The organism is Butyrivibrio sp. INlla16 (assembly GCF_900104155.1).
Taxonomy (GTDB): domain Bacteria; phylum Bacillota; class Clostridia; order Lachnospirales; family Lachnospiraceae; genus Butyrivibrio.
Window position 1 is genome coordinate 1 of record NZ_FMYB01000053.1, and the last position, 22,182, is coordinate 22,182.

General features: G+C 41.5%; 31 protein-coding genes and 1 pseudogene. 30 read left to right on the forward strand and 2 right to left on the reverse strand.

Annotated features, from left to right (window positions below):
• Positions 1 to 322 precede the first annotated feature (322 nt).
• The 8 genes from BLR42_RS18355 (at position 323) to BLR42_RS18390 (ending at position 8,241) form a co-directional block, all read left to right on the forward strand.
• On the forward strand, positions 323 to 1,870 hold the full coding sequence (locus BLR42_RS18355; RefSeq protein WP_091872301.1) for a sodium/proline symporter: 1,548 nt from the start codon (positions 323 to 325) through the stop codon (positions 1,868 to 1,870).
• Between the two features lie 124 nt (positions 1,871 to 1,994).
• Positions 1,995 to 2,843: a DegV family protein gene (locus tag BLR42_RS18360; RefSeq protein ID WP_022762575.1), complete on the forward strand. Its 849-nt coding sequence runs from the start codon at positions 1,995 to 1,997 to the stop codon at positions 2,841 to 2,843.
• 78 nt (positions 2,844 to 2,921) lie between these two features.
• Positions 2,922 to 5,264, forward strand: a complete 2,343-nt coding sequence (feoB, locus tag BLR42_RS18365) for a ferrous iron transport protein B (RefSeq protein ID WP_091872303.1) — start codon at positions 2,922 to 2,924, stop codon at positions 5,262 to 5,264.
• A gap of 114 nt (positions 5,265 to 5,378) precedes the next feature.
• A complete protein-coding gene (locus BLR42_RS18370; protein WP_022762577.1) occupies positions 5,379 to 5,672 on the forward strand; it encodes a hypothetical protein in 294 nt (97 codons plus the stop codon).
• 122 nt (positions 5,673 to 5,794) lie between these two features.
• A complete protein-coding gene (locus tag BLR42_RS18375) occupies positions 5,795 to 6,643 on the forward strand; it encodes an ABC transporter ATP-binding protein (protein ID WP_091872306.1) in 849 nt (282 codons plus the stop codon).
• Positions 6,644 to 7,330 carry an ABC transporter permease gene (locus BLR42_RS18380; protein WP_091872308.1) on the forward strand — a complete coding sequence of 229 codons (687 nt, stop codon included), beginning with the start codon at positions 6,644 to 6,646 and terminating at the stop codon, positions 7,328 to 7,330. It begins immediately after the preceding gene.
• Positions 7,331 to 7,771 (forward strand): LytTR family DNA-binding domain-containing protein, encoded by a 441-nt coding sequence (locus tag BLR42_RS18385; RefSeq protein ID WP_091872311.1) that lies wholly within the window; start codon positions 7,331 to 7,333, stop codon positions 7,769 to 7,771.
• Positions 7,768 to 8,241 carry a hypothetical protein gene (locus BLR42_RS18390; protein ID WP_091872314.1) on the forward strand — a complete coding sequence of 158 codons (474 nt, stop codon included), beginning with the start codon at positions 7,768 to 7,770 and terminating at the stop codon, positions 8,239 to 8,241. The genes BLR42_RS18385 and BLR42_RS18390 overlap by 4 nt, the downstream gene beginning before the upstream one ends.
• Before the next feature lie 21 nt (positions 8,242 to 8,262).
• Here the strand turns inward: BLR42_RS18390 and BLR42_RS18395 are convergent, their stop codons facing one another.
• Both BLR42_RS18395 and BLR42_RS18400 read right to left on the reverse strand, forming a co-directional pair.
• Positions 8,263 to 8,817 (reverse strand): hypothetical protein, encoded by a 555-nt coding sequence (locus BLR42_RS18395; RefSeq protein ID WP_091872316.1) that lies wholly within the window; start codon positions 8,815 to 8,817, stop codon positions 8,263 to 8,265.
• A gap of 33 nt (positions 8,818 to 8,850) precedes the next feature.
• Positions 8,851 to 9,273, reverse strand: a complete 423-nt coding sequence (locus tag BLR42_RS18400) for a DUF4430 domain-containing protein (RefSeq protein WP_091872319.1) — start codon at positions 9,271 to 9,273, stop codon at positions 8,851 to 8,853.
• Between the two features lie 174 nt (positions 9,274 to 9,447).
• On the opposite strand from BLR42_RS18400, the gene BLR42_RS18405 reads away from it, so the two are divergent.
• From BLR42_RS18405 to BLR42_RS23000, 22 genes and pseudogenes are all read left to right on the forward strand, one after another.
• Positions 9,448 to 10,032: an HD domain-containing protein gene (locus tag BLR42_RS18405; protein WP_242879422.1), complete on the forward strand. Its 585-nt coding sequence runs from the start codon at positions 9,448 to 9,450 to the stop codon at positions 10,030 to 10,032.
• A complete protein-coding gene (locus BLR42_RS18410; protein WP_091872324.1) occupies positions 10,029 to 10,436 on the forward strand; it encodes an NAD-dependent epimerase/dehydratase family protein in 408 nt (135 codons plus the stop codon). The genes BLR42_RS18405 and BLR42_RS18410 overlap by 4 nt, the downstream gene beginning before the upstream one ends.
• 25 nt (positions 10,437 to 10,461) lie before the next feature.
• Positions 10,462 to 10,701, forward strand: a complete 240-nt coding sequence (locus BLR42_RS18415) for a hypothetical protein (protein WP_139165208.1) — start codon at positions 10,462 to 10,464, stop codon at positions 10,699 to 10,701.
• 3 nt (positions 10,702 to 10,704) lie between these two features.
• Positions 10,705 to 10,833 carry a hypothetical protein gene (locus BLR42_RS23820; RefSeq protein WP_278289406.1) on the forward strand — a complete coding sequence of 43 codons (129 nt, stop codon included), beginning with the start codon at positions 10,705 to 10,707 and terminating at the stop codon, positions 10,831 to 10,833.
• A 94-nt stretch (positions 10,834 to 10,927) separates the two neighbouring features.
• Entirely contained in the window at positions 10,928 to 11,842 is a 915-nt protein-coding gene (locus BLR42_RS18420; RefSeq protein WP_091872329.1) for a helix-turn-helix transcriptional regulator, read from the forward strand.
• A gap of 1 nt (position 11,843) precedes the next feature.
• On the forward strand, positions 11,844 to 12,221 hold the full coding sequence (locus BLR42_RS18425) for an MmcQ/YjbR family DNA-binding protein (RefSeq protein WP_091872330.1): 378 nt from the start codon (positions 11,844 to 11,846) through the stop codon (positions 12,219 to 12,221).
• Positions 12,222 to 12,242: 21 nt separating this feature from the next.
• Positions 12,243 to 12,668 (forward strand): annotated as a pseudogene (locus tag BLR42_RS18430) (GyrI-like domain-containing protein); the annotation flags it as partial.
• Positions 12,669 to 13,004: 336 nt separating this feature from the next.
• Entirely contained in the window at positions 13,005 to 13,751 is a 747-nt protein-coding gene (locus BLR42_RS18435; RefSeq protein WP_091872332.1) for a GNAT family N-acetyltransferase, read from the forward strand.
• Positions 13,752 to 13,864: 113 nt separating this feature from the next.
• Complete coding sequence (locus BLR42_RS18440) at positions 13,865 to 14,908, forward strand: GNAT family N-acetyltransferase (RefSeq protein WP_091872334.1); 1,044 nt, start codon at positions 13,865 to 13,867, stop codon at positions 14,906 to 14,908.
• A gap of 58 nt (positions 14,909 to 14,966) precedes the next feature.
• Positions 14,967 to 15,473 (forward strand): GNAT family N-acetyltransferase, encoded by a 507-nt coding sequence (locus tag BLR42_RS18445; protein WP_091872337.1) that lies wholly within the window; start codon positions 14,967 to 14,969, stop codon positions 15,471 to 15,473.
• A 19-nt stretch (positions 15,474 to 15,492) separates the two neighbouring features.
• Positions 15,493 to 16,056, forward strand: coding sequence for a histidine phosphatase family protein (locus BLR42_RS18450; protein ID WP_091825361.1), 564 nt, complete (start codon positions 15,493 to 15,495; stop codon positions 16,054 to 16,056).
• Positions 16,046 to 16,600: an NUDIX hydrolase gene (locus BLR42_RS18455; protein WP_022762593.1), complete on the forward strand. Its 555-nt coding sequence runs from the start codon at positions 16,046 to 16,048 to the stop codon at positions 16,598 to 16,600. Before BLR42_RS18450 ends, BLR42_RS18455 begins: the two co-directional genes overlap by 11 nt.
• 11 nt (positions 16,601 to 16,611) lie before the next feature.
• Entirely contained in the window at positions 16,612 to 17,667 is a 1,056-nt protein-coding gene (locus tag BLR42_RS18460) for a GNAT family N-acetyltransferase (protein ID WP_091872340.1), read from the forward strand.
• An 11-nt stretch (positions 17,668 to 17,678) separates the two neighbouring features.
• Positions 17,679 to 18,251 carry an HD domain-containing protein gene (locus tag BLR42_RS18465; RefSeq protein ID WP_091872344.1) on the forward strand — a complete coding sequence of 191 codons (573 nt, stop codon included), beginning with the start codon at positions 17,679 to 17,681 and terminating at the stop codon, positions 18,249 to 18,251.
• Positions 18,248 to 18,547, forward strand: coding sequence for a P-loop NTPase family protein (locus BLR42_RS18470; RefSeq protein ID WP_207648574.1), 300 nt, complete (start codon positions 18,248 to 18,250; stop codon positions 18,545 to 18,547). The genes BLR42_RS18465 and BLR42_RS18470 overlap by 4 nt, the downstream gene beginning before the upstream one ends.
• A 55-nt stretch (positions 18,548 to 18,602) precedes the next feature.
• The gene (locus BLR42_RS18475) at positions 18,603 to 18,815 is read left to right on the forward strand and encodes a tautomerase family protein (protein WP_207648575.1); all 213 of its coding nucleotides are present in this window, start codon (positions 18,603 to 18,605) and stop codon (positions 18,813 to 18,815) included.
• Position 18,816: 1 nt separating this feature from the next.
• Positions 18,817 to 19,308 carry a GNAT family N-acetyltransferase gene (locus BLR42_RS18480; protein ID WP_091872346.1) on the forward strand — a complete coding sequence of 164 codons (492 nt, stop codon included), beginning with the start codon at positions 18,817 to 18,819 and terminating at the stop codon, positions 19,306 to 19,308.
• A gap of 32 nt (positions 19,309 to 19,340) precedes the next feature.
• Positions 19,341 to 19,796 carry a DUF5680 domain-containing protein gene (locus BLR42_RS18485; protein WP_242879423.1) on the forward strand — a complete coding sequence of 152 codons (456 nt, stop codon included), beginning with the start codon at positions 19,341 to 19,343 and terminating at the stop codon, positions 19,794 to 19,796.
• A gap of 90 nt (positions 19,797 to 19,886) precedes the next feature.
• The gene (locus tag BLR42_RS18490; RefSeq protein ID WP_091872349.1) at positions 19,887 to 20,369 is read left to right on the forward strand and encodes a GNAT family N-acetyltransferase; all 483 of its coding nucleotides are present in this window, start codon (positions 19,887 to 19,889) and stop codon (positions 20,367 to 20,369) included.
• A 16-nt stretch (positions 20,370 to 20,385) separates the two neighbouring features.
• Positions 20,386 to 20,676 (forward strand): tautomerase family protein, encoded by a 291-nt coding sequence (locus BLR42_RS18495; protein ID WP_207648576.1) that lies wholly within the window; start codon positions 20,386 to 20,388, stop codon positions 20,674 to 20,676.
• A 10-nt stretch (positions 20,677 to 20,686) separates the two neighbouring features.
• Positions 20,687 to 21,193, forward strand: a complete 507-nt coding sequence (locus BLR42_RS18500) for an HAD domain-containing protein (protein WP_091872351.1) — start codon at positions 20,687 to 20,689, stop codon at positions 21,191 to 21,193.
• A gap of 16 nt (positions 21,194 to 21,209) precedes the next feature.
• A complete protein-coding gene (locus tag BLR42_RS23000; protein ID WP_170832871.1) occupies positions 21,210 to 21,368 on the forward strand; it encodes a hypothetical protein in 159 nt (52 codons plus the stop codon).
• The last annotated feature ends 814 nt before the right edge of the window (positions 21,369 to 22,182 follow it).

A 22,182-nucleotide genomic window follows, 5' to 3' on the forward strand; every position in this document is an offset into this window, starting at 1 on the left:
CAGGTATAGCCTGAGGCTCCCAACCAGCCAAAACATAAATCACCACCGAATGGACTGACAGACTTTTTTCGAGGTATCACCAACCGAAGCTGGCTCCCAAGGAGGAACCGTCAATGATCCTGCCTCGATGATTATATACCTTATGATCTGTCTGGAGTATACGGGAGCTACAGACATGTATAACTGTTAGTTAAGCTCCTTGATGATATCTGATGAGAGGGGAATCCTCCCTTCAATCATTACTTAGATTTGGAAATAGAAACTATTAACTGTAGTCCTTAATGACTACATCATTACTATACTAGGAAAAGGGGATTGGAAAATGACACTCTCACAAATTGGAATTATCATTTCGATTCTGGTCTATCTGTCCGGAATGCTGCTCGTAGGTTTTGTAAGTTCAAAGGATACCAATGACGTCAAGGATTTTTATCTTGGCGGAAGAAAGCTCGGACCCTTTGTAACAGCTATGAGTGCTGAGGCATCTGACATGAGTTCTTATCTGCTCATGGGTGTTCCCGGAGTTGCATATTTCTCAGGTATTGCTGATGCCGGATGGACAGCGTTCGGTCTTATTGTAGGTACTTATCTCAACTGGCTTCTTACGGCAAAGAGACTAAGAAATTACACAGAGGCGCTGGATGCGATCACGATTCCGGATTATTTTAAGAAGCGTTACAAGGATGACAGTAATGTAATCCTGTGTATCGGAGCCGCTTTTATTCTGATCTTCTTTGTACCATATACCGCTTCCGGCTTTTCAGCCTGCGGCAAACTGTTTTCATCACTTTTTGGTGTAAACTATCAGCTGGCAATGATCGTTGCAGCTGTTATCATCGTCGGATATACGACAACCGGTGGTTTCCTGGCTGCATCCAAGACTGACTTTATCCAGTCAATCGTAATGACGGCTGCGCTGGTTTTCGTAGTTGGATACGGAGTTGTGGCAGCGGGCGGAATGTCAGCTGTTGCATCCAATCTTGAGAATATGAAGGGCTTCCTTGATGTAAATGCCACTTATAATAATGCGACGGGTTCAGCCGATTCTTACGGTGTTTTCAGTAAGATTACAACCTTCTGTTGGGGACTCGGATACTTCGGAATGCCGCATATCCTTCTCAGATTTATGGCAGTCCGTAAATCCTCGGAGCTTAAGCTCTCAAGAAGAATTGCATCCGTATGGGTTGTATTTTCACTCGGTATTGCAGTAGTTCTTGGTATTGTAGGTCGTGCAATGACTCAGTCAGGAGTTCTGGAATCTCTTATTGAGGATCCTACAAGTGCTTCCAAGGCAGAGACACTTATAGTTGTACTTGCAAATCAGATTAGTGCGCATAACTTCGTATTTGCTCTTATAGCAGGTATGATAATTGCAGGTATTCTTGCTTCCACAATGTCCACTGCAGACTCACAGCTTATAGCTGCTTCATCCGCAGTTTCCGAGAATATCATTCAGGAGACTCTCGGAATAAGCCTTTCAGAGACAGCTGCAATGCTGACTGCAAGAGCTACACTTATCGCTGTTGCTGTTTTCGGTGTTATAATCGCTTGGAATCCCAACAGCTCTGTATTCGGAATCGTATCCTTTGCATGGGCCGGATTTGGTGCTGTATTCGGACCTGCAATGATCATGTCACTCTACTGGAAGCGTTCTAACAAGTATGGAACAATTGCAGGCATGGTAGCCGGCGGTGCAATGGTATTTATCTGGAAATATCTTGTAAGACCAATCGGAGGTGTATGGAATCTCTACGAGCTTGCACCCGCATTTTTAGTTGCTATCATTGCAATCGTTGTTGTAAGTCTTCTTACAACAGAGCCTGATAAGGATATGATCAATCAGTTTGAGCATGTATCTAAGATGTCATAAATATACGTGTATGTTTTGACTTGATTAATCAATAAATGTAAAATTTGAGTAGCTGTGATAAATGGCTACTCATTTTTACTTAATTGACATATTTTTGATGTAAGAAATTAATGAGGTAAAAATCATGGGAATAAGAATAATTACTGATTCAGCCAGCGACATTTCACAGGAAACCGCAAAAGAGTGGGGAATAACAGTCATTCCTCTCAAGGTCAGATTCGGCGAGGAGGAATTCCTTGACGGCGTCACCATGCCCTACAATAAGTTTTATGAGAGACTTGTTGAATCGGATGAACTTCCTAAGACCAGTCAGATCCCGCCTTTTGAGTATGGTGAGGAATTCAGGAAGGCAGTGGAAGAGGGCGATAATGTTATCTGTTTTACTCTTTCGCATGCTGTATCAGGCTGTTATCAGAGTGCATGTATAGCTGCCGATGAATTTGAAGGCAAGGTACATGTTGTTGATACTATGCAGTTTTGCATATCCCAATATATAATTGTTGAGCGCGCAGTCAGACTTCGCGATGCCGGAATGGGCTTTGAAGAACTGGTCAGCACCATCGAGGAAGAAAAAAAGAAGGCGAGGGTCATTTCTGTTTTCGATACTCTCGAGTACCTCAAGATGGGTGGACGTATATCCTCAGCTGCCGCTTTTGCGGGCGGAGTTCTTTCCATCAAGCCGGTTATCACCATTGATAACGGCGTGGTAAATGTTGTCGGTAAGGCAAGAGGCTCCAGAAACGGCAACAATCTTCTTATTCAGTATATCAATCAGCACGGCGGAATTGATTTTGACAAGCCGGTCTGTCTTGCATATACAGGGCTTTCTGATGCTCTTTTATTAAAATACAAAGAGGACAGTAAGCACATATATCAAGGGGATGTCGACGACATTCCGATCGCACACGTTGGTGCCACCATCGGAACCTATGCAGGTCCCGGCGCCATCGCCTGCGCATATTTCCATAAATGAATATACCCCAAAATATAAGCCTTCCCATTGGGGGAAGGTGGCGCGAAGCGCCGGATGAGGGGATAAATAGGAGAAGCAATGAACTTAAGATCACTACCCATCGGTCAGTCGGCCGTCATAAAAACCGTAGGAGGAAGCGGTGCCCTTCGTCAGCACTTTCTGGACATGGGAATCATTCCCGGTGCTGAAGTCACCGTAATAAAATTCGCTCCCCTGGGGGATCCGATGGAGCTGCAGCTTCACGGATATGAGCTGACTCTCAGACTCTCGGAAGCAGAGAAAATCGAGATAGAGAAAATACCGGAGCGTACGAACAAGCACGACAGAATCACCAAAATCGAGAATTCGGAACATCCGGGTCTTGGTGAAGACGGAATATATCATACAGAGGGCGAGGGACATAAACTACCGGAAGGAACACTTTTGACCTTCGCACTTGTGGGTAATCAGAACTGTGGCAAGACCACACTTTTTAATCAGCTGACGGGTTCCAATCAGCACGTCGGCAATTTCCCCGGCGTTACCGTTGACCGAAAGGACGGCCCCATCAAGGAGCATCCCGATACACTTGTGACTGACCTTCCGGGAATATATTCGATGTCACCTTACAGCAGTGAGGAGATAGTTTCCAGAAACTTTGTTTTGCAGGAACATCCCAAGGCAATTATCAATATTGTAGATGCCATGAACATAGAGAGAAATCTGTATCTTACAATGCAGCTTCTTGAGATGGGAATTCCCATGGTTGTGGCACTTAACATGATGGATGAGGTCAAGGGCAACAACGGCTCCATCGATATCAACGGTATGGAGAAGCTTCTCGGAGTGCCGGTGGTACCTATTTCCGCAGCCAAAAACGAAGGCGTTGACGAGCTTATACGACATGCTCTTCACATAGCAACTTATCAGGAAAAACCCGTTGAGCAGGATTTCTGCCAAAAGAGTGACCACGGCGGAGCAATTCACAGAGCGATCCACACCGTGCAAAGCATCATCGAGGACCACGCGGAGAGAGCCGGACTTCCCTTAAGATTTGCAACTACAAAGGCAATTGAGGGAGATATGCTTGTATTCAAAAAGCTTGATCTTGATGAGAATGAGCTTGAGATGATAGAGCATACCATTGTTCAGATGGAGAAGGAAAGCGGCATGGACAGAAGCGCCGCTATTGCAGATATGCGCTATGATTTCATTGAGCGTGTCTGTGAACAGACTGTAGTTAAGCCGGGAGAGAGCAAGGAGCGTATCCGCTCGGAGAAAATAGATGCGATTCTCACCGGAAAATGGACTGCCATTCCCTGTTTTATTCTGATTATGGCACTGGTATTTTATCTTACGTTTATTGCGGTAGGGCCTTTTTTACAGGACATCATCGCTTCCGGAATTGATTTGCTGAAAGAACAGGTTGAAGCATTGATGCTGTCCACCGGAGTTAATGAGGTTATACAGGGGCTTGTGATCAATGGTATTTTTGAAGGTGTCGGAAGTGTGCTGAGCTTTCTTCCGATAGTTGTCACTTTATTCTTTTTTCTGTCCCTTATGGAGGACAGTGGTTACATAGCAAGAGTCGCATTCTTTATGGATAAAATTCTTAGAAGAATCGGATTGTCCGGAAGAAGTATTGTACCGATGCTCATAGGCTTTGGCTGCACTGTTCCTGCGGTAATGTCGACCAGGACGCTTCCGTCAAGACGAGACAGAAGGATGACGATTCTGCTTACGCCCTTTATGAGCTGTACAGCCAAGATGCCTATTTATGCCTTCTTTGTAAGTGCATTTTTCCCGAAACAGGGCGGCATCATAACTATCGGATTATATCTTCTCGGAATCCTTGTGGGAATTTTAATCGCGCTGATTTACAAGAATACTTTGTTTAAAGGTGAAGCGGTTCCATTTGTTATGGAGCTTCCAAACTACAGAATGCCCGGTGTAAAGAGTGTGTTGCAGCTTTTATGGGAAAAGGCAAAGGACTTTTTGACAAGAGCATTTACCATAATTTTCCTTGCAACTATTGCAGTGTGGTTTTTACAGAGCTTTGACCTTCACTTTAATCTTGTGAGCGATTCCGGTGCAAGTATTCTGGCGACGGTAGCAGGGCTTCTTGCTCCGATATTTAAGCCTCTGGGACTTGGCGACTGGAGAGTTGTGACTTCTCTTATCACAGGCTTTATCGCGAAGGAGAGCGTGGTGTCCACTATGGGAGTGCTCTTTGAAGGAGGCGTTGAAACCGCACTTACAACGACCGCTGCAGCTACGCTTTTGGTGTTCTCTCTTCTCTATACACCCTGCGTTGCAGCCATCGCTTCAATTAAGCGTGAGCTCGGAGCAAAATATGCCTTATGCGTTGTGCTCTGGCAGTGCGCAGTGGCTTGGATTGTTGCAATGGTGGTGCGAGTAATTTGTATTGCAATTGGAGTATGATTTTTTCTAAAAATTCGGTTCTGAATCTGCACAGATATGTTATTATAATTTTAAGTACAGGCAAAGACGCTACAAAACAGGCGGACTTTGCCTGTTTTAGGATAGGAGGTTGTTATGGAAATTACTGAAAAACTTGATGAACTTTTGGAACTTGCTGCAAAAAACGAAGACCTGAAAAATAAGCTCCTTGCGACAAGAAATTCTGCAAACCCGCTTTCTGACTTCTGTTCTATTGCTTCAGAAAACGGTATTGCTCTTTCTGTCATGGACATCGTTAATCAGGGCGAGGAATTCTACGCCGAGATAAAGCGCAGTACAAACGGCGGCGGAGAGAACTCACCCGATCTTGATTTTCAGAATGATGAGTACTCTATCTTTATGATGAGGCTTGAGAAGAGAGAAGGCTGAGAACGGCACTTTAAAAGTGCAACTCATGTAGCAAATATGGCAACTGACGTAAGGACCTGTTGAACAATCAGGACTTCCTTGGTATTTTGAGCCTGTAGGGCAGATTCAAAAGGAGGTCATGAATGATTTGTTGTAAGGGCGTTTGTAAGAGCTTTTCTGAAAAGCAGGTACTGTCAGGGATCGATTTTGATATAAACTCCGGAGAAATCTTCGGACTTCTCGGACCATCGGGTGCAGGTAAAACTACGCTTATAAAGATCCTGACAGGACAGCTTTCGTCAGATAAAGGATCGGTATCCGTTTTTGACAAAGAGGTCTCATCATTATCAGGAGAAGACAAGAAGAGTATCGGGATAATGATGGATCAGTTCGGCGTATATGAAAGGTTATCATGCAGGGATAATCTGAAGATTTTTGCGGATATATACGGAGTGCCTCATGACAGAATACGAGATACTCTTGAACAGGTCGGTTTAAAGGATGCGGAGTACCGGTCTGCTGCCAATCTTTCAAAAGGCATGAGAGCAAGACTTGCACTTGCGAGGGTTTTCATGCATTCTCCTAAACTTATATTCCTGGATGAGCCAACCGGTGGTCTTGATCCGCAGACCATGAGGCAGATTCACAGGATCATTCTTGAGAAAAAGGAAAAGGGATGCACAGTTTTCCTTACCACACACAATATGGAAGAGGCATATAAGCTCTGCGACAGGGTAGCGCTTCTGAATGAGGGTGTGATAGTTGAGCATGGTGCTCCCGAAGATATTTGCAGAAAATATAATCATCAAAAGACAATAAAAATGCATTTTTCATCCGGCGAAGATATACAGATGCCGCATAGTCCCGAATCCGCGGAGAGGATAAGCAGACTCTTATCGGAGGGCAGGATAGAAACAATCCACTCGTCGGAACCGACATTGGAAACAGTTTTTCTGGAACTGACAGGAAGAAAACTGGAGGAGGATGAATAAATGCGAAACAGTCTGATTATTATAAAAAAACAATTGAAAGATACTCTTAGGAACAAAACGGTTCTGATACAGTTTATTCTTTTTCCGGTAATGACACTCATCATGGAAAATGCCATCAGGATTGATGGGATGCCGGAATTCTTTTTTACAAAGCTTTTCTCTGTTATGTATATAGGTATGGCTCCTCTGACTTCGGTTGCTTCGATTATTTCCGAGGAGAAGGAAAAGAACACTTTACGAGTACTGACAATGGCAAATGTCAGACCCTGGCAGTATCTGCTGGGAGTGGGTCTATACGTATGGAGCATATGTATGCTCGGAGCAGGAGTAATGGCCACCGGGCTCCCGAGGGGAGATGTTCCGTTTTATTTGTCTGTGATGGCAATCGGATTTGCCATTTCTGTTCTCGCAGGTGCATGCATCGGGATATATTCAAGGAATCAGATGACGGCGACATCTCTTGTTATGCCTGTAATGCTGATATTTGCATTTTGTCCTATGCTGGCGATGTTTAATTCGAGTATAGAAAAAGTGGCTCGTTTTTTATATACACAGCAGCTAAGGAGTATCATGGACAATATGACCTTTAGAGGTATGAGAACAGCTGATATATTTATACTTTTTATAAATGCAATGGTTATGGTCTTTCTTTTCTTTATTACTTTTAGGAAAAAGGGTTTGGAATAAATGAAGATTGAGATTGATATAGATGACAAATATCCGGACACTGAAGTTGTAATCCATGCCAATAAGCTGGACTCTGATGTGGAGAAGCTTGTTGCAATGCTTCGCATGGTTAATATGCAGATCAGCGTCAGGCAGAGAGATGAGACATATCTTCTGGATATAGAAAAAATACTGTACATCGAGTCTGTGGATAGAAAGACTTTTGTCTATACATCCGATGAGACCTACGAGTCTGACCTTAAGCTCTACGAGATAGAGCAGGAGCTGTTTGAACATAATTTTATTCGTATCAGTAAACAGAGCATTGTGAACATCAGGAAGATTAAGAGCCTGAAAAGTGACATTAACCGCAAGATTCGAATCACTATGAATAATGGTGAGCAGATAGTCGTTTCACGCATGTATTCTGATGAATTAAGAAGAAAGCTGGGGCTCAAATGATGGAAAAAAAGAAGACAGTATTTGATTATATAAGAGCAGTATTTACAACTTTCGGTATTATGGTGATCATATTTGTTGCATTTTGCAGTGTGGTAGGTGAGAGCGCAAGAGGGTATTCAAGCTTTTTTGCCTTGGGAAAAGATGGGATTGCACTGTCGACATTATGTGAGCTGTTGTTGTTTTCGGTATTGATCAACCTGGCTAATATCGTGTTTTTGACGGACAACCTGATCATGAATATGTCGATTGTGATGAGGTATGCACTTTTTATTCTGTCTGCATGGATTATAGGCATCATTATGATTATTCTGTTTCATTGGTTCCCCATAGGAGATGTTTCAGCATGGATAGGATTTGTAGTATCTTTTGCAGTAAGTATGAGCATTGCGGTGCTACTTACCAGGTTGAAGGAACGTGTCGAGAATTCCAAAATGCAGGAAGCATTGGAGAAGTACAATAAGAAGAACTGATATCTTTTTAGTTTTGAATGTTTATTTGCCGGATGTCTGAGGGATTGCTTCTTTTTGAATCCATTTCATTGCTTTGGATATCGGATGGTAAAGAACAAGCATTATTGTGAAGTTACCCACGCAGTGCACGAAATCCCAGGGAATACCGGCTACCCACCAGGTAAAGGCAGATCTAAAGCCAGCAGACAAACCGCCTGTTGACAATCCGATAAAAAAATACGGGATGGAGCACAGAGCACCAAAACTTAGTCCAAATATACCCGATATGATACCCCAGAGAAATGCGGAGGTATTTTTTCTGAAAATATGCGCTATGGCTACAAGAAGCGGCCAGGCGTAGAGATACATGATCCACCATAGATGGACTCCGTATAAGGAGCCTTCCAACAAAATAAAGACCGGAACTACAGCAACAATTTTCCATCCAAAGAAAAGCGTAAACATTATGAGCCAAAAGCTCGTAAGTTCAATGTTTGGCATCCCACTCAGGGCGAGCTTGGAAACCTCTATTATGGCTACCATAATGCCTATCTGAGCTATATCTAAAATAGAAAAGTGTTTTGTGTTTCCGGTCATTTTTGTGAGATCCTTAGTTTGTTTTATTATTTATTACTGAGCTTTCTCATAAGCCCATGTATAGGTGTCACCGCTTTCTACGGGTTGTGAATCGGCGCCGTACTGTCCGTATTCTCCGTTGACATAAAGTGACCAATAAGCAGCATCTTCAGCATAGATAGCTTTTTCTCCATTGATATATTCGATCATTATGCCATATTCACTATCTGAGCCTGAATATGAAAAGCCTGAACCGTTTGAGGACAGTTCATCCATTGCCTGGATTAGATATTCCGCATCGGTTGAAAGCTTATAGTCAGTGGTTTTTCCGTCGCTTCCGGTTACTTCAACAACGATATCTTTAGAACCGGTATGTGTTGCCGGCTTGTTCAGAGTATAGACAACGCCGAATACAGCTATCAGCGCTACCAGAATTATCGCTCCTATAATAAGTGGTTTCTTATTTGTTTTGTTCATAATAAATCCTCCCGTAAATTATTTTTGCATAGAACCTAGTATAAAGCTAATTCAAAATAATTGTAAAGGTATCTGTCCGAAGGTAAGGCTGTATATTCACATTGACTTTGCCCTTGGGGCAGGCTTTATGATGTGATATGTTAAATGAAAAGACTCAGGGGGATTTGGAGGAGAATGATGTTACCGACAAGATCAGAAGCGGAAAGATTACTTAAGGAAGCGGAGAGTTGTAATCCCGGACCGTGGGGAAACCATAGCCGTGTGGCTGCTCACTGCGCAGAGAAAATTGCACAGGCGTGTGAAGGCATGGACCCGGAGAAGGCATACATATTGGGGCTTCTTCATGACATAGGAAGAAAGTTTGGAGTAAGGCATTTGGGGCATGTTTCGGATGGATATTCATATATGATGTCACTTGGATATGATGAGGTGGCCAGAGTCTGCCTTACGCACTCCTTCAACAATATGAGACTGGATGAGTATATTGGCAGAGTAGATACCTCGGATGAGGAGTATGAACTTGTTAAGACAGAGCTTGGAAAAATAGAAGCAGATGAATACGACAGGCTGATTCAGCTCTGTGATGCGCTTGCAGGGAGCGATGGCGTGATGAACATCGAAGATCGCATGAATGATGTCAAACGTCGTTATGGAAGTTTTCCGCAGACAAAGTGGGATTCGAATATCAGGCTGAAAGCATATTTTGAAGAAAAAGCCGGTAAAGACATATATGATTTAGTTGGGGAAGACAGATTATGAAGGTACTGATAATAGGAGCCAGTGGCTTTCTTGGCGGGACGATTTATTATAAATTGAAAAAGAGCGGCGTTGATGTTCTTGGTACATACAGTAAACACAAAAAGCAGGACGAACTTGTAAAGCTGGATGTTATGGACGTTGAAAGCTTAACCCGGATTATGGAAGGCTATGCTCCTGATGTGATCATCTGGACAGTCATGAACCATAGCACAGAGGAGGAAATGGCTGACAAGGTAATGCCGAAGCTCTGCGATGCAATAGGAGATGCGAAGCTCATTTTTATTTCGACTTCGGTAGCTTATGAAAAGAATATGTCTGAGGATGTGACACCTTTCCTGCGGACAGAAGAGTCGTATAATTATCACTATTTTAACGGATTCGGGAAAGCAGTATGTCAGGGCTAATAACATAATATTCAGCATAGTGGAAGTGAATGAACTTGCTGAAGCAATAATTGAACTAGCGGGCAGTGATTATGTTGGAATCATGAATGTTTCCGAAGATGATCCGATTTCTCACTATGACTTTAATAAAGCTTTGTGCAAACGTTATGGCTGGGATGACAGCTGCGTTGTAGCAAATGAAGAGACCGAGAATATATATTTTTTTGATAACAGCTTAAGGAAGCGCTTGCTTAAAACAAAAATCACAAGTTGTTTCGGGAGGTAGTACATGATCGATTATGTAGCTGATATTACAGCGCAGGAATATATGGAACTACGCAGGAAAGTTGGATGGTGCGAATTTCCTTTGGAAGAAGCGCAGGCCGGAATGGATCAATGGCTCATCTTTGAAGAATAAGATGGTCTTTTTATGGGTTGATGGAAAATGTTATACTAAACATGACATACAGATGGCATGTTTAGGATGATATGATGATAACGGAGTGAACGAAATGAAGATAGACAGATTGATTGGAATACTTTCTGTATTGCTTCAGGAAGAGAAAACTACAGCACCTGAGTTGGCAGAGCGTTTTGAGGTGTCGAAAAGAACCATCAATAGGGATATCGATGTTCTGTGTACAGCTGGAATCCCGATACAAACCACCCAGGGAATTGGCGGTGGAATCAGCATCATGGAAGGGTATCGGATGGACAGGACTCTTCTGACATCTAAGGATATGCAGATGATCCTTGCCGGACTGAGGAGTCTTGATAGCGTGAGCGGCAGCAGATATTACGGACGACTCATGGAGAAAATTCAGGCGGGATCCGCTGAGTTTGTAAGTGGCAGAGATTCTATTTTGATTGATCTCTCGTCCTGGTATCGGGAATCGTTGGCTCCCAAAATAGAAGTTATTCAGAACGCAATTGAAAGCAGGCACATTCTAAAGTTTACTTATTACAATCAAAATGGAGAGAGCACTCGGGAAGTTGAACCGTATTACATAGTTTTCAAATGGTCCAGTTGGTATGTATGGGCCTGGTGCAAGAAAAGAAAGGACTTCCGTCTGTTCAAGCTTAATCGCATGGATAAGGTTATGATGTCGGATTCAAAGTTTGTCTGCAGAAATGCGCCTACACCGGACCTGTCCACGGAAAAAGTATTTCCGGGTGGAATAAAAGTAAAGGCTTTGTTTGAGGCAGATGTCAAATGGAGGCTGATCGAAGAATTTGGACCGGAGTGTTATACAGAGGTCGAAGATGGGAGATTGCTGTTTTCGGCGGACTATACAGACATGGATAACCTGGTCACCTGGATACTGACCTTTGGTGATAAGGCGGAGCTGCTTGAACCTAAGGAAGCGAGAGTGAGGATCGCAAATACAATCGAAGCTATGAGAAAAAAATACGAGAGGAGCTTATAAGATGAAGTACCCATGGATTGAAGAGTATTTGATGGAAAAGCCGGGTGTTACAAAAGATTTTCAGGAGGAATGGAACTGGATCCGTTTTCATATTGGTGGAAAAATGTTTGCTGCAATCTGCAGAGACGATAACGACCTGCCGTATTACATTACTCTCAAACTGGAACCTGTGGAGGGCGAGTTTTGGAGAGGACAATATGAAGATATAATCCCGGGATATTACATGAATAAAGTTCATTGGAATTCTGTGAAAGCTGACGGGGATGTTCCGGATGATGCATTGAAGGATCTGCTAGATCATGCATATAAGGTGGTGTTTGAAGGACTAACCAAGAAGAAACAGAAGGAGATACTTGAACAGGAGGGTAAGGCATTATGAGATTGGATCGTGGAATAAGCCGGATATTTTGATTATGTGGTTCCACCCCTGGAAGGCTTCTGGTGGCAAGACGGCGCGGATGGGATTGACTATGCCCACAAGGAAAATTTTCATTGGATCTCCGTAATCCGTTTACCTGATTTTGTGACGAAGGAAGATTTCGAGTGGGCAGTATCAGAGGCAACACGGAAAAAGAAAACAGATTTTTCGAAGGTGGAGTTCCTGACTGTAGATGAAGGGCTGTGTGTTCAATGCATGCATATAGGCTCTTATGATGATGAGCCTGCTACAGTTCGGATGATGCATGATTTCATGGAAGAACAGGGCTACGAGCTTGATATTACAGACAAGCGGCTTCATCATGAAATATATCTAAGTGATGCAAGGAAAGTGGCTCCGGAGAAACTTAGAACAGTTATACGACATCCCATTGTTAGAAGCATGTGATTTTAACCAATTATTATCGAAAAAAAAAGACCGAAGAATATCGAAGAATGATAACGGGAATGGTAACGGGAGAACGATAAACGTAAAAGTAAATAATATAAGCATTTTTGCATTTTGGTATACCTTTTTTATGTTTTTCATGGCTTGTATTTCTTGAAAAGTAAATAAAATAATAAAAATCCCAATTTGGTATACCTGATTCTTAAAATCATGGGTACCAAATACTCAAAACAGCTATCATATTTACTAAACAGTTCAAAATAGTCCCAACTAGCCGTTAAAAAGGGTACCAAATGTTTATAAATGCTCTCTCATTTACTAGTGGAGGTAAGAAGCATGGAATATATCAGAGTTACAAAGGATAATCTTGAAGAAGAGCACATCTGCTGTGCAATTTCCAATAACAAAGATGTTCAGGTCTCATCTAAGAAAGCATGGCTTGCTGAAAGATTTGATGAGGGGCTTGTTTTCTTAAAAAGTGCGGAGCGTGGTAAGTGCTTTATTGAGTATATTCCTGCTGAGAACGCGTGGGTTCCGATTGAAGCTGATGGGTATATGTACATAGATTGCCTGTGGGTATCAGGCTCTTTCAAGGGGCATGGGCATTCTACTGAGCTTCTTGATGCTTGCATAGAGGATAGTAAAGAAAAAGGCAGGAAAGGCCTTTGCATTTTGTCATCAGCTAAGAAAAAGCCCTTCCTTGCGGATCCAAAGTTCCTTAAGTACAAAGGCTTTGAGGTATGTGATGAATCGGATAATGGGATTCAGCTCATGTATATGCCCTTTGATAAAAAGGCAGAAAAACCAATGTTTAAAGAATGCGCCAAGCATCCGCATATAGATGAAAAAGGATATGTTTTGTATTACACAAACCAGTGTCCTTTTAATGCAAAATACGTTCCAATCCTGGAAAAAACCGCAAAGAAAAATGACATCCCGTTCAAGACCATTAAGATTCAGAGTAGAGATGAAGCGCAGAATGCGCCTACACCTATTACTACTTATGCATTCTTCTGCGATGGCGAGTACGTGACTAATGAGCAGATGAACGATAAGAAGTTCCTGAAGTTGATTGGAGAGTAAAGTGTAACAATAAAATGTCAGAAAAATAGCTGTTTGACAGTATTATTTACTGTAAAATAGCTATTTTTTCTGTTATATTAGGAATATGTTGTATTTGGAGGATTTTTATAAAGATGAACTATAGATTGGCTACAATTGAGGATTTGACAGAAATATGCAATATGATTGAAGCGGCAAAACAGCTTATGTCTGAGCAGGGAATAGAGCAGTGGGATGACGTCTATCCGGTCTACAAAGATTTTGAGGAAGATATAAAAAAGGAAACGATGTATGTGGCACTGAAAGATGGTCAGCTTGCTGCGATATATGTTATCAGCGAAGAATGTGATGATGAGTATCTAAAATGCAAGTGGGAAAATAAAAAGCCATGTATCATTCACAGGTTCTGCGTTTCGCCGTCCTTCCAGAATAACGGGATAGGAAAAACAGTATTAAATCATATCGAGGCGCAGCTTACCGAAGCCGGATACGATTCGGTAAGACTTGATGTATTCACACAGAACCCGTATGCCCTGAGACTTTATGAGAAAAACGGATATGTTAAACGCGGATTTGTCGATTGGCGTAAAGGCAGATTTCTTCTTATAGAGAAGAAGTTAGACAAAAGTGCGGATTCTATTTTCCTTACAGAGGCAAATGAGAATTACACAGACGAACTTCAAAAATTCAAAGAGGAAGTACTTCAGGCAGACAAGGACAGCGATGATCAGTTTGCAGGCTGCATGGGGCTTAGGGATTGTGCTACAGCTAAGGAGTGGATTGATATTTGCAATTTGAGGAAAAGTGCTGAGACCTGTGAGAAGGCCGGTACAAAAGTACCGTCAACCACATATTTTGCGATAAGGGAAAGCGACCATGGGCTGGTAGGAGTAATAGACCTGCGTCATCATATAAATCATCCTGTTCTGGAATCATGGGGAGGTCACTGCGGATACTCCGTCAGACCTTCTGAAAGAGGAAAAGGATATGGGGCGGAAATGCTCAGGCTGAATGTAATAAATGCCGGTAAATTAGGCATTGAGAAAATGCTTGTGGTATGCGATGAAGATAATGTTGCCAGCGAAAAGATGATACTGGCAAACGGAGGACAGCTGGAAAATACCATAGAAGTAGATGGCTGCAGGATGAAACGATTTTGGATAAATACGGTAGATTAAAAAGGGGAAATGTGAGATGGAATTTAAGGTTGATAATGGGAGGAGTACATGAACCGGTATGAATATAAGACCATTTGAGATAGACACTGATTTTGACATAATAAAAGACTGGATTACCGATGAGAGGACGCACGCCATGTGGAGTGCAAACCGCATGGTATATCCTCTTGATAGAACAGATCTGCAGCAGGTTTTAGCTGAAATGCACGATAAATTTGGGGATAAATCTTTCGTGGCAGTTAAAGATGATGGCAGTGTGGCAGGCTTCTTTTGCTACTCACTTAATAACGACGCTAAGGAAGGAATGCTTAAATTTATAGTTGTCGATCCTCAGTGCAGAGGAAAAGGCAGAGCGGAGGAGATGATCAAACTTGCACTGGCAGATGCTTTTGATAATCCTTATACGGATGCAGTACAGCTCAATGTCTTTTCAGAGAACGTTCGGGCAAAGAAGTTCTATGAAAAGATTGGATTTAAGGAGAGAAGAACGGCAGAGAATGCGTTTGCATATAAGGATGAATCATGGGATAGATGCAATATGGTGATTTGGGGAGCCGGTACATGATTTTTTCAGGAGGATGTAGGTGAAGGTTGTTCTAATTAGGCATGGAAAAGTGAATTTTCGCTGGGGATTCTGGTACACATCTGATCAGTTTGATGAAGCCTGCAGGCAATATGATCTGGCTCCTATCATGAAGGAAGACTACACTGTACCTGATGTGAAGTATTTAAGTTACTACATAAGTACCTTGCCGAGAACCGGGAAAACAGCTCGGAATATCTTTGGTGAGCAGGATTATATTTCTACAGATCTGATTAACGAAGTCCCATTATCAGCAAGTTTATATTCAAGAGTTAAATTACCGGTACTGTTTTGGTATTTCACAGGCAGGATGCAATGGTATTTCAACAATAGCAGGCAGAAGGAAGGCAGGCTCCGGACAAAGAAAAGAGCTAAGCAGTTTGTGAAGATGCTTACGGAAAAGAATGAGGACTGTGTGGTAGTTACACATGGTTTTTTCATGCGTACGCTTGTGGCTGAGTTTAAAAAAGCGCATTTTAGTATAGAGAATAATTCATTCACATATGCCAATGGACAATGTGTGATTGCAAACAGCAAAAAAGGAGAGACTATATATGAGCACTGAAGTAGAGAATATCAAGTTGCCGGAAAGGCTTGAAAGAAGAAAAATATATGAATGTGGATTAGTTACATTATATGCAGACAAAGTTAAGCTTCCCAGCGGTTATGTTATAGAAAAATATCATCAGCTTCATCATCATCATGAAGGTGTTTCGGTAGTGGTTTTTAATGAGAAGGACGAGATCCTTATGATCAAAGAAATGAGATACACCGTAGGACATCTTGAATGGGAAATCCCTGCCGGAGGAGTAGAAGATGGCGAACCAATAGAAGAGGCAGCCAGAAGAGAAGTTATGGAAGAGACAGGCTGCACGGTGAAGGATTTGAAATATTTGTGCTCACACAATCCTTCAAACGGAATGTCAGACCAGGTGATGCATGTATTTGGTGCAAAAGTGGATTCTGAAGGCAGTATCCAGGACGTGGATGAAGTTGCAGAAAAAGTATGGATGCCTATTGATGATGTAAAAGAGTTACTTAGAGAAAACAAGACAAGGGATGGTATTGCCATTTTAGCAATTCTTTTTGCAATTGAGTTTTACCACTAAGGAGTGCGGTAATGAAAAATAAATATCAGTATATTCTATTTGATTTGGACGGCACATTAACAGATTCAGGCCCCGGTATTATGAATGGATTTGTTTATGCAATACAGCAAATGGGAGGGCAGGTAGTTGACAGGAGCCAACTACGAAAATTTGTTGGACCTCCACTGAAAGTTTCCTTTGGTGATATTTTGGGATATTCCGAGGAGGACACAGATAGAGCCATTGCCTTGTATAGAGATTATTACAACAATATGGGCGGCGTCCTGGAAAACAGTGTTTATCCGGGGATTGTGGAACTACTGTCGGACTTAAAAAGTGAAGGCAAGAAGCTGATTGTAGCAACTTCTAAGAGTGCAATTGGAACCGACACGGTGCTTAAGCACTTTGATTTGAAGAAATTCTTTGACTTTGTAGCTACTGCTGATGATAAGGAACGCCCACACAAATCTGATGTAATCAGGTATGCGTTGGAACAATGTGAAATAACTGATAGCACACACGTGGTTATGGTGGGTGACAGGGAGAATGATATTTTAGCTGCAAATGAGGTAGGCATTGATTCTATTGGTGTCCTGTATGGATATGGTGACCGTGAAGAATTGACATCAGCCGGAGCAACTTATCTGGCAGAACATCCATCTGATGTGAAGAAATTGGTTAATAAGATTGAGCTTATAGATAATATACTGACTCCCGAGGATTTTGTAAGGCTTAGAGTTGCTGCGGGTTTTGCAGATATTCCTGTCCCACATGCCGGTAAGGCTCTGCAGAACGGTATTATAAATGTCTCTGCTTTGAAAGATGGTGAACTCATAGGAATGGGCAGACTGGCTGGTGATGGCGCAATGTATTGGTACCTGCAGGAAATAGTTGTTCTGCCGGAATATCAAGGCATGGGCATAGGAACTATGATTGTTAACCATCTTGTAGATTATGCTGTGAAGAATTCGTCTACAGGGAAATTTACAACAATCGGAGGGGTATCTGCTAAGGGTAAAGAAGGTTTTTATAAGAAATTGGGATTTGATGTAATACCAAATGGCATTCAGAAAATGATTGAAATATAAGGAGGAGAGGTATGAATGCAAGGGAGTATTTGGAAATTCTACATGTTGCTGAGAGATTGAAAGATACGCCTCGACATTGTACTACCACTAATAGACGGACAGAGAGTGTTGCAGAACATAGCTGGCGTATCTCGCTGATGGCATTTCTGCTGCGGCACGAGTTTAAAGATGTGGATATTGATAAGGTGGTTGATATGTGCCTTATTCATGACCTTGGAGAGTGCTTTACCGGTGATATTCCAACTTTCATAAAGACAGATTCTGACAGGGAAGTTGAAGATTCTCTTTTAAATCAATGGGTTAAGTCTCTTCCCAAGGAATTATCTGATGATATGTCGGCTTTGTATAAAGAAATGGATGCCCAGGAGACAAAGGAAGCAAAGCTATACAAGTCGTTGGATAAGCTTGAAGCCTTGATTCAACATAACGAGTCTCCGATTGATACATGGTCTGAAAATGAGTATGAGCTTAATAAGACATATGCATTTGATACGGTTGCTTTTTCAGAATGGCTCACAGATCTTAGAAAAGTTATTCTTGACGATACTCTTTCCAAAATAGACAGCGAAGGACAGAATATATGAAGCTGGATATTATCGGATCAGTTGCCAGTGGAAAGACCACACTTGCAAAGAATTTATCAGAGACATATCATGTCCCTTTTTATCAGAAAGATAATATTGTTTGGGAGCGGACTCCAAATGGTGATAAAAAGCGTGATGATAAAGAGCGTGACCAGTTATTTCAGAAAATTATAAACAGTGATGACTGGATTGTAGAAGGATCTCCAAGAAAACTGTTACGTGAGAGTTTTGAAAAGTGTGATTACATCATTCTGCTTGATATACCACTCTATAAAAGATTAGTTGATTGTTCCTAGCAATATTGGAACCGGGAGTGTGTTGAAAATATGCCACATGTAGAAATCAAATGTTTTGAGGGAAGAACTGAAAAACAAAAAAATGGAGTGCGCAGAGAAAATTGCGCAGGTGATAGCAGAGACATTGGGGTGCAAGACTTCAAGTGTTTCTGTTGCGATTAAAGATATACCGGAGAAGGACTGGAAAGCAGAAGTATGGGATAAAAGTATCGTTCCAGATGAAAAATATTTGTATAAGCATCCGGGATATTCATGTGAAGGGAGTTAAGATGATTACAATCAAGGAATCAACAACAGAAGACATAAAAAATATTCAGGGATTATGGGCCGATGGAGATGTTATGAAATATATCGGTTTTCCCGATGGACTTCATGAAACGGAAGAATCAATTCAGGAATGGCTTAATAGATTTCGCACATTGAAACCGAAGGAAAACCACTATTCCATTTTTGAAGACGGAAAATATTGCGGTGAAACTCAGTACAGAATTGACGAGGAACATCGAAGCGCTTCTCTGGATATTAAGCTACTTAAATTCGCAAGAGGTCGCGGAATTGCAACGCAGGCTATTTCACATGCCATTGAAGAAGCTTTTAAAAATGGAGCAGAAGTAGTGTGGGTTGATCCGCATCCGGAAAATGCTAAAGCAATTTCCCTATATGAGAGACTTGGGTTTGTAGCGAAAGAGATGCCGGAACATGTTATAGCGTTAGGGGAAGATCCTAAGGTTTACAAGTATATGGAACGGCGCAAAGGATAAAAACTACTTCAATTAAAAAAGGATTTATAAACATGATAGAAATGAAGAAACTTGGCATAACTGATTTTTTAATTAAGGCTAAGCAGGCAACATATGCAGGCAAAGGAGCTGAGACGGTACCTTCAAGAGAAAAATCGCATGACCTTATATATGAAGATGGCGATTATATGTATTACGACACCTATCTTGGAGGCAATAAATTTGCCGGAGAAGAGGCGCTTTGGATAAAGAAAAATCCATACTGGAGCATGAATTATGTGGGCAGGGTAATCGGAGAAAACTTCAGCGGAGATTTTTTGAAGGAAGCATTGCTTTTGGTTCCGGAGGAAAAGCCATTTAGAGGACCCGCTGAGCATACTAACGGTGATTATAAATATGAATGCTGCATTGATGGTGATTTTGAATGGTTCCATGGTAAGGAAACAATTAGCTATAAAGGGAATGTCATTTACGAATGCTATTTCCATGGAGGACTCATTGAGGGGTAGAGGCTCAGAACGCTGCAGAAATAATTCCATATGGCGATGGGATTTGAGGAAGCAAATCGGATAATATGCTTTAGGAAGGATATATAGAAAATGATACGGGAAGTTAAACGGAAAGATATCGGAGACTGCGTGAACATAATTAGGCAGAGTTTCATGACTGTGGCAGATGAATTTGGCTTTACAACTGATAATGCGCCGAGATTTACCGCGTTTGCCACTACAGAAGACAGGCTCTTGTGGCAGATGGAGAATGAAAACCGTTTGATGTATATCTATGAGCAGGAAGGTGTACCCTGCGGATACTATTCTCTCCTGATGCAGGAAAACGGAGAGTGTGAACTGAATAATCTGGCGGTTCTTCCTGAGAATAGACATTTGGGGATTGGGAAAAAACTTTTAGAGCATTCATATGAATCGGCGAAGAATGCAGGATGCAAGGTAATAAACATAGGAATTGTTGAAGAGAATGTAGTTCTGCGCAGGTGGTATGAGCAAAATGGGGCAGTTCATGTTGGAACAAAGAAATATGATTTCTTCCCATTTACCTGTGGATATATGAGGAAAGATATATAAGAAAATAAATAAGCAGATGGATGAAGCATGTACAGACTCAGTAGGGAGAGAAAATAGAACTATGCCTCATGTAGAAATCAAATGTTTTGAGGGAAGAACTGACAAACAAAAAACAGAGTGTGCAGAGAAAATTGCGCAGGTAATAGCACAGACTTTAGGTTGCAAAATTTCAAGCGTTTCTGTTGCCATAAAGGATATACCGGAGAAAGACTGGAAAGCAGAAGTCTGGGATAAAAACATTGTTCCGGATGATGAGTATTTATACAAGCGCCCTGGATATTCTTGTGAAGGGATGCATACTGGATGATGAGGATGCTATGAAAAATGTGATATTTCTGGATGTAGATGGAGTTCTTAATTCAAAGTTCTGGGATGATGGGCATCAACGTGAAATTAGTGAAGGAAAATATGTAGATATAGATGCAGTAAAGCTTTTTTCAAAATTGGTAAAAGGGACTGATGCAAAGGTTATTCTCCATTCCGGATGGAGATTTTGGTTTGATGATGACATGAAACCAAAAAGGTCAGAGGCGGAATTCTTTGTTAATGTTATGGCGAAAGAAGGTGTTATCATTTCTGGAGTAACACCGGATTTGACCACAGAAGAAATTAGAAAAACCAAGAGATTCAGCCTTGTTAAAGCAGATGAAATTCTTCAATGGCTAAAAGAGAATTCTGCTGACAATTGGCTGGTTATTGACGATCTTGATCTCCATAATAACGAGATTGAAAGGCATCAGGCTATGCCCGATGCGGAGGTTGGGCTCACAGAATCAGATGTTGAAAAGGCATATAAAGTGCTTGGTTGTGGATGGAAAGTATAAAACGATGCTACAAGATATGCTGACATTGAATTATGGAATAGAATTCCCTTCTTTAAAATTCTTAAGAGACGGTGGCGGTCATACATATATTGTGAATGGTAAGAATAAATATCTGATTACATCATTGTTTGAAGAGACAACTCAAGAAGAAATGGATGTGCTTGTGGAAAAATAACTTACAGGATAATCGGCTATACTTTACTAACATAACATCCTTGGAGTCATGGTTCTGCCTATATTTGAAAATGATAAAAAGTGGCAGTTGATTTTAGAGTTTGGACTCTGCCTATATCAAGAAATTGCAAATATAGGCAGTTGAATTGCAGGCTGTTATACTGCCTATATTATGGATTATGCGAAATAGGCAGTGTTGAAGAGATATAATAAACTGCCTATTTTTGAAAAAGTGGAATATAGGCAGAAGGACAAGGCTAAAATCGACTGCCTAAATTGAGAATATTCTAATATAGGCAGAGTAGTTCCGATAAATATATCAGCCACTTTTATAATAGCTGGAATAGTAGCAGAATAAATACGGATTACAGGCCATGGTCCATTTTCTCTTAATAAAATTAAAATATGAGCTTGTCCATATCTGATGATGAGATAGGGATTTTTTCAAAACTCGGAATAACTAGGAATAAAAAGGAGGCTTCTGGCATGATGGTGGGTACTATGCCAGTCCTCTGATGTATATTTGCAATTGAAAAACCATCTGTGTTTCTGTAATGTATTAGCGTCCAAACTACAACATTCAGAAATACCAGAGGTACCCACAGATGGTTTCTGCTAATACATTATGTAAAAAATTGCTCAATGTCAATCATGCTGTCGTAGAAGATGCAAACTTCTATCTTGATCGGGATGGTGTTACCCACCTCAGAATCCATGCGCGGACGGATAAATGGCATCAGGATGATTGTCCGTTCTGCCACAGACGCTGTCCTCGTTACGACCAGAGGATAGATCAGCCGCGCACTTGGAGAAGC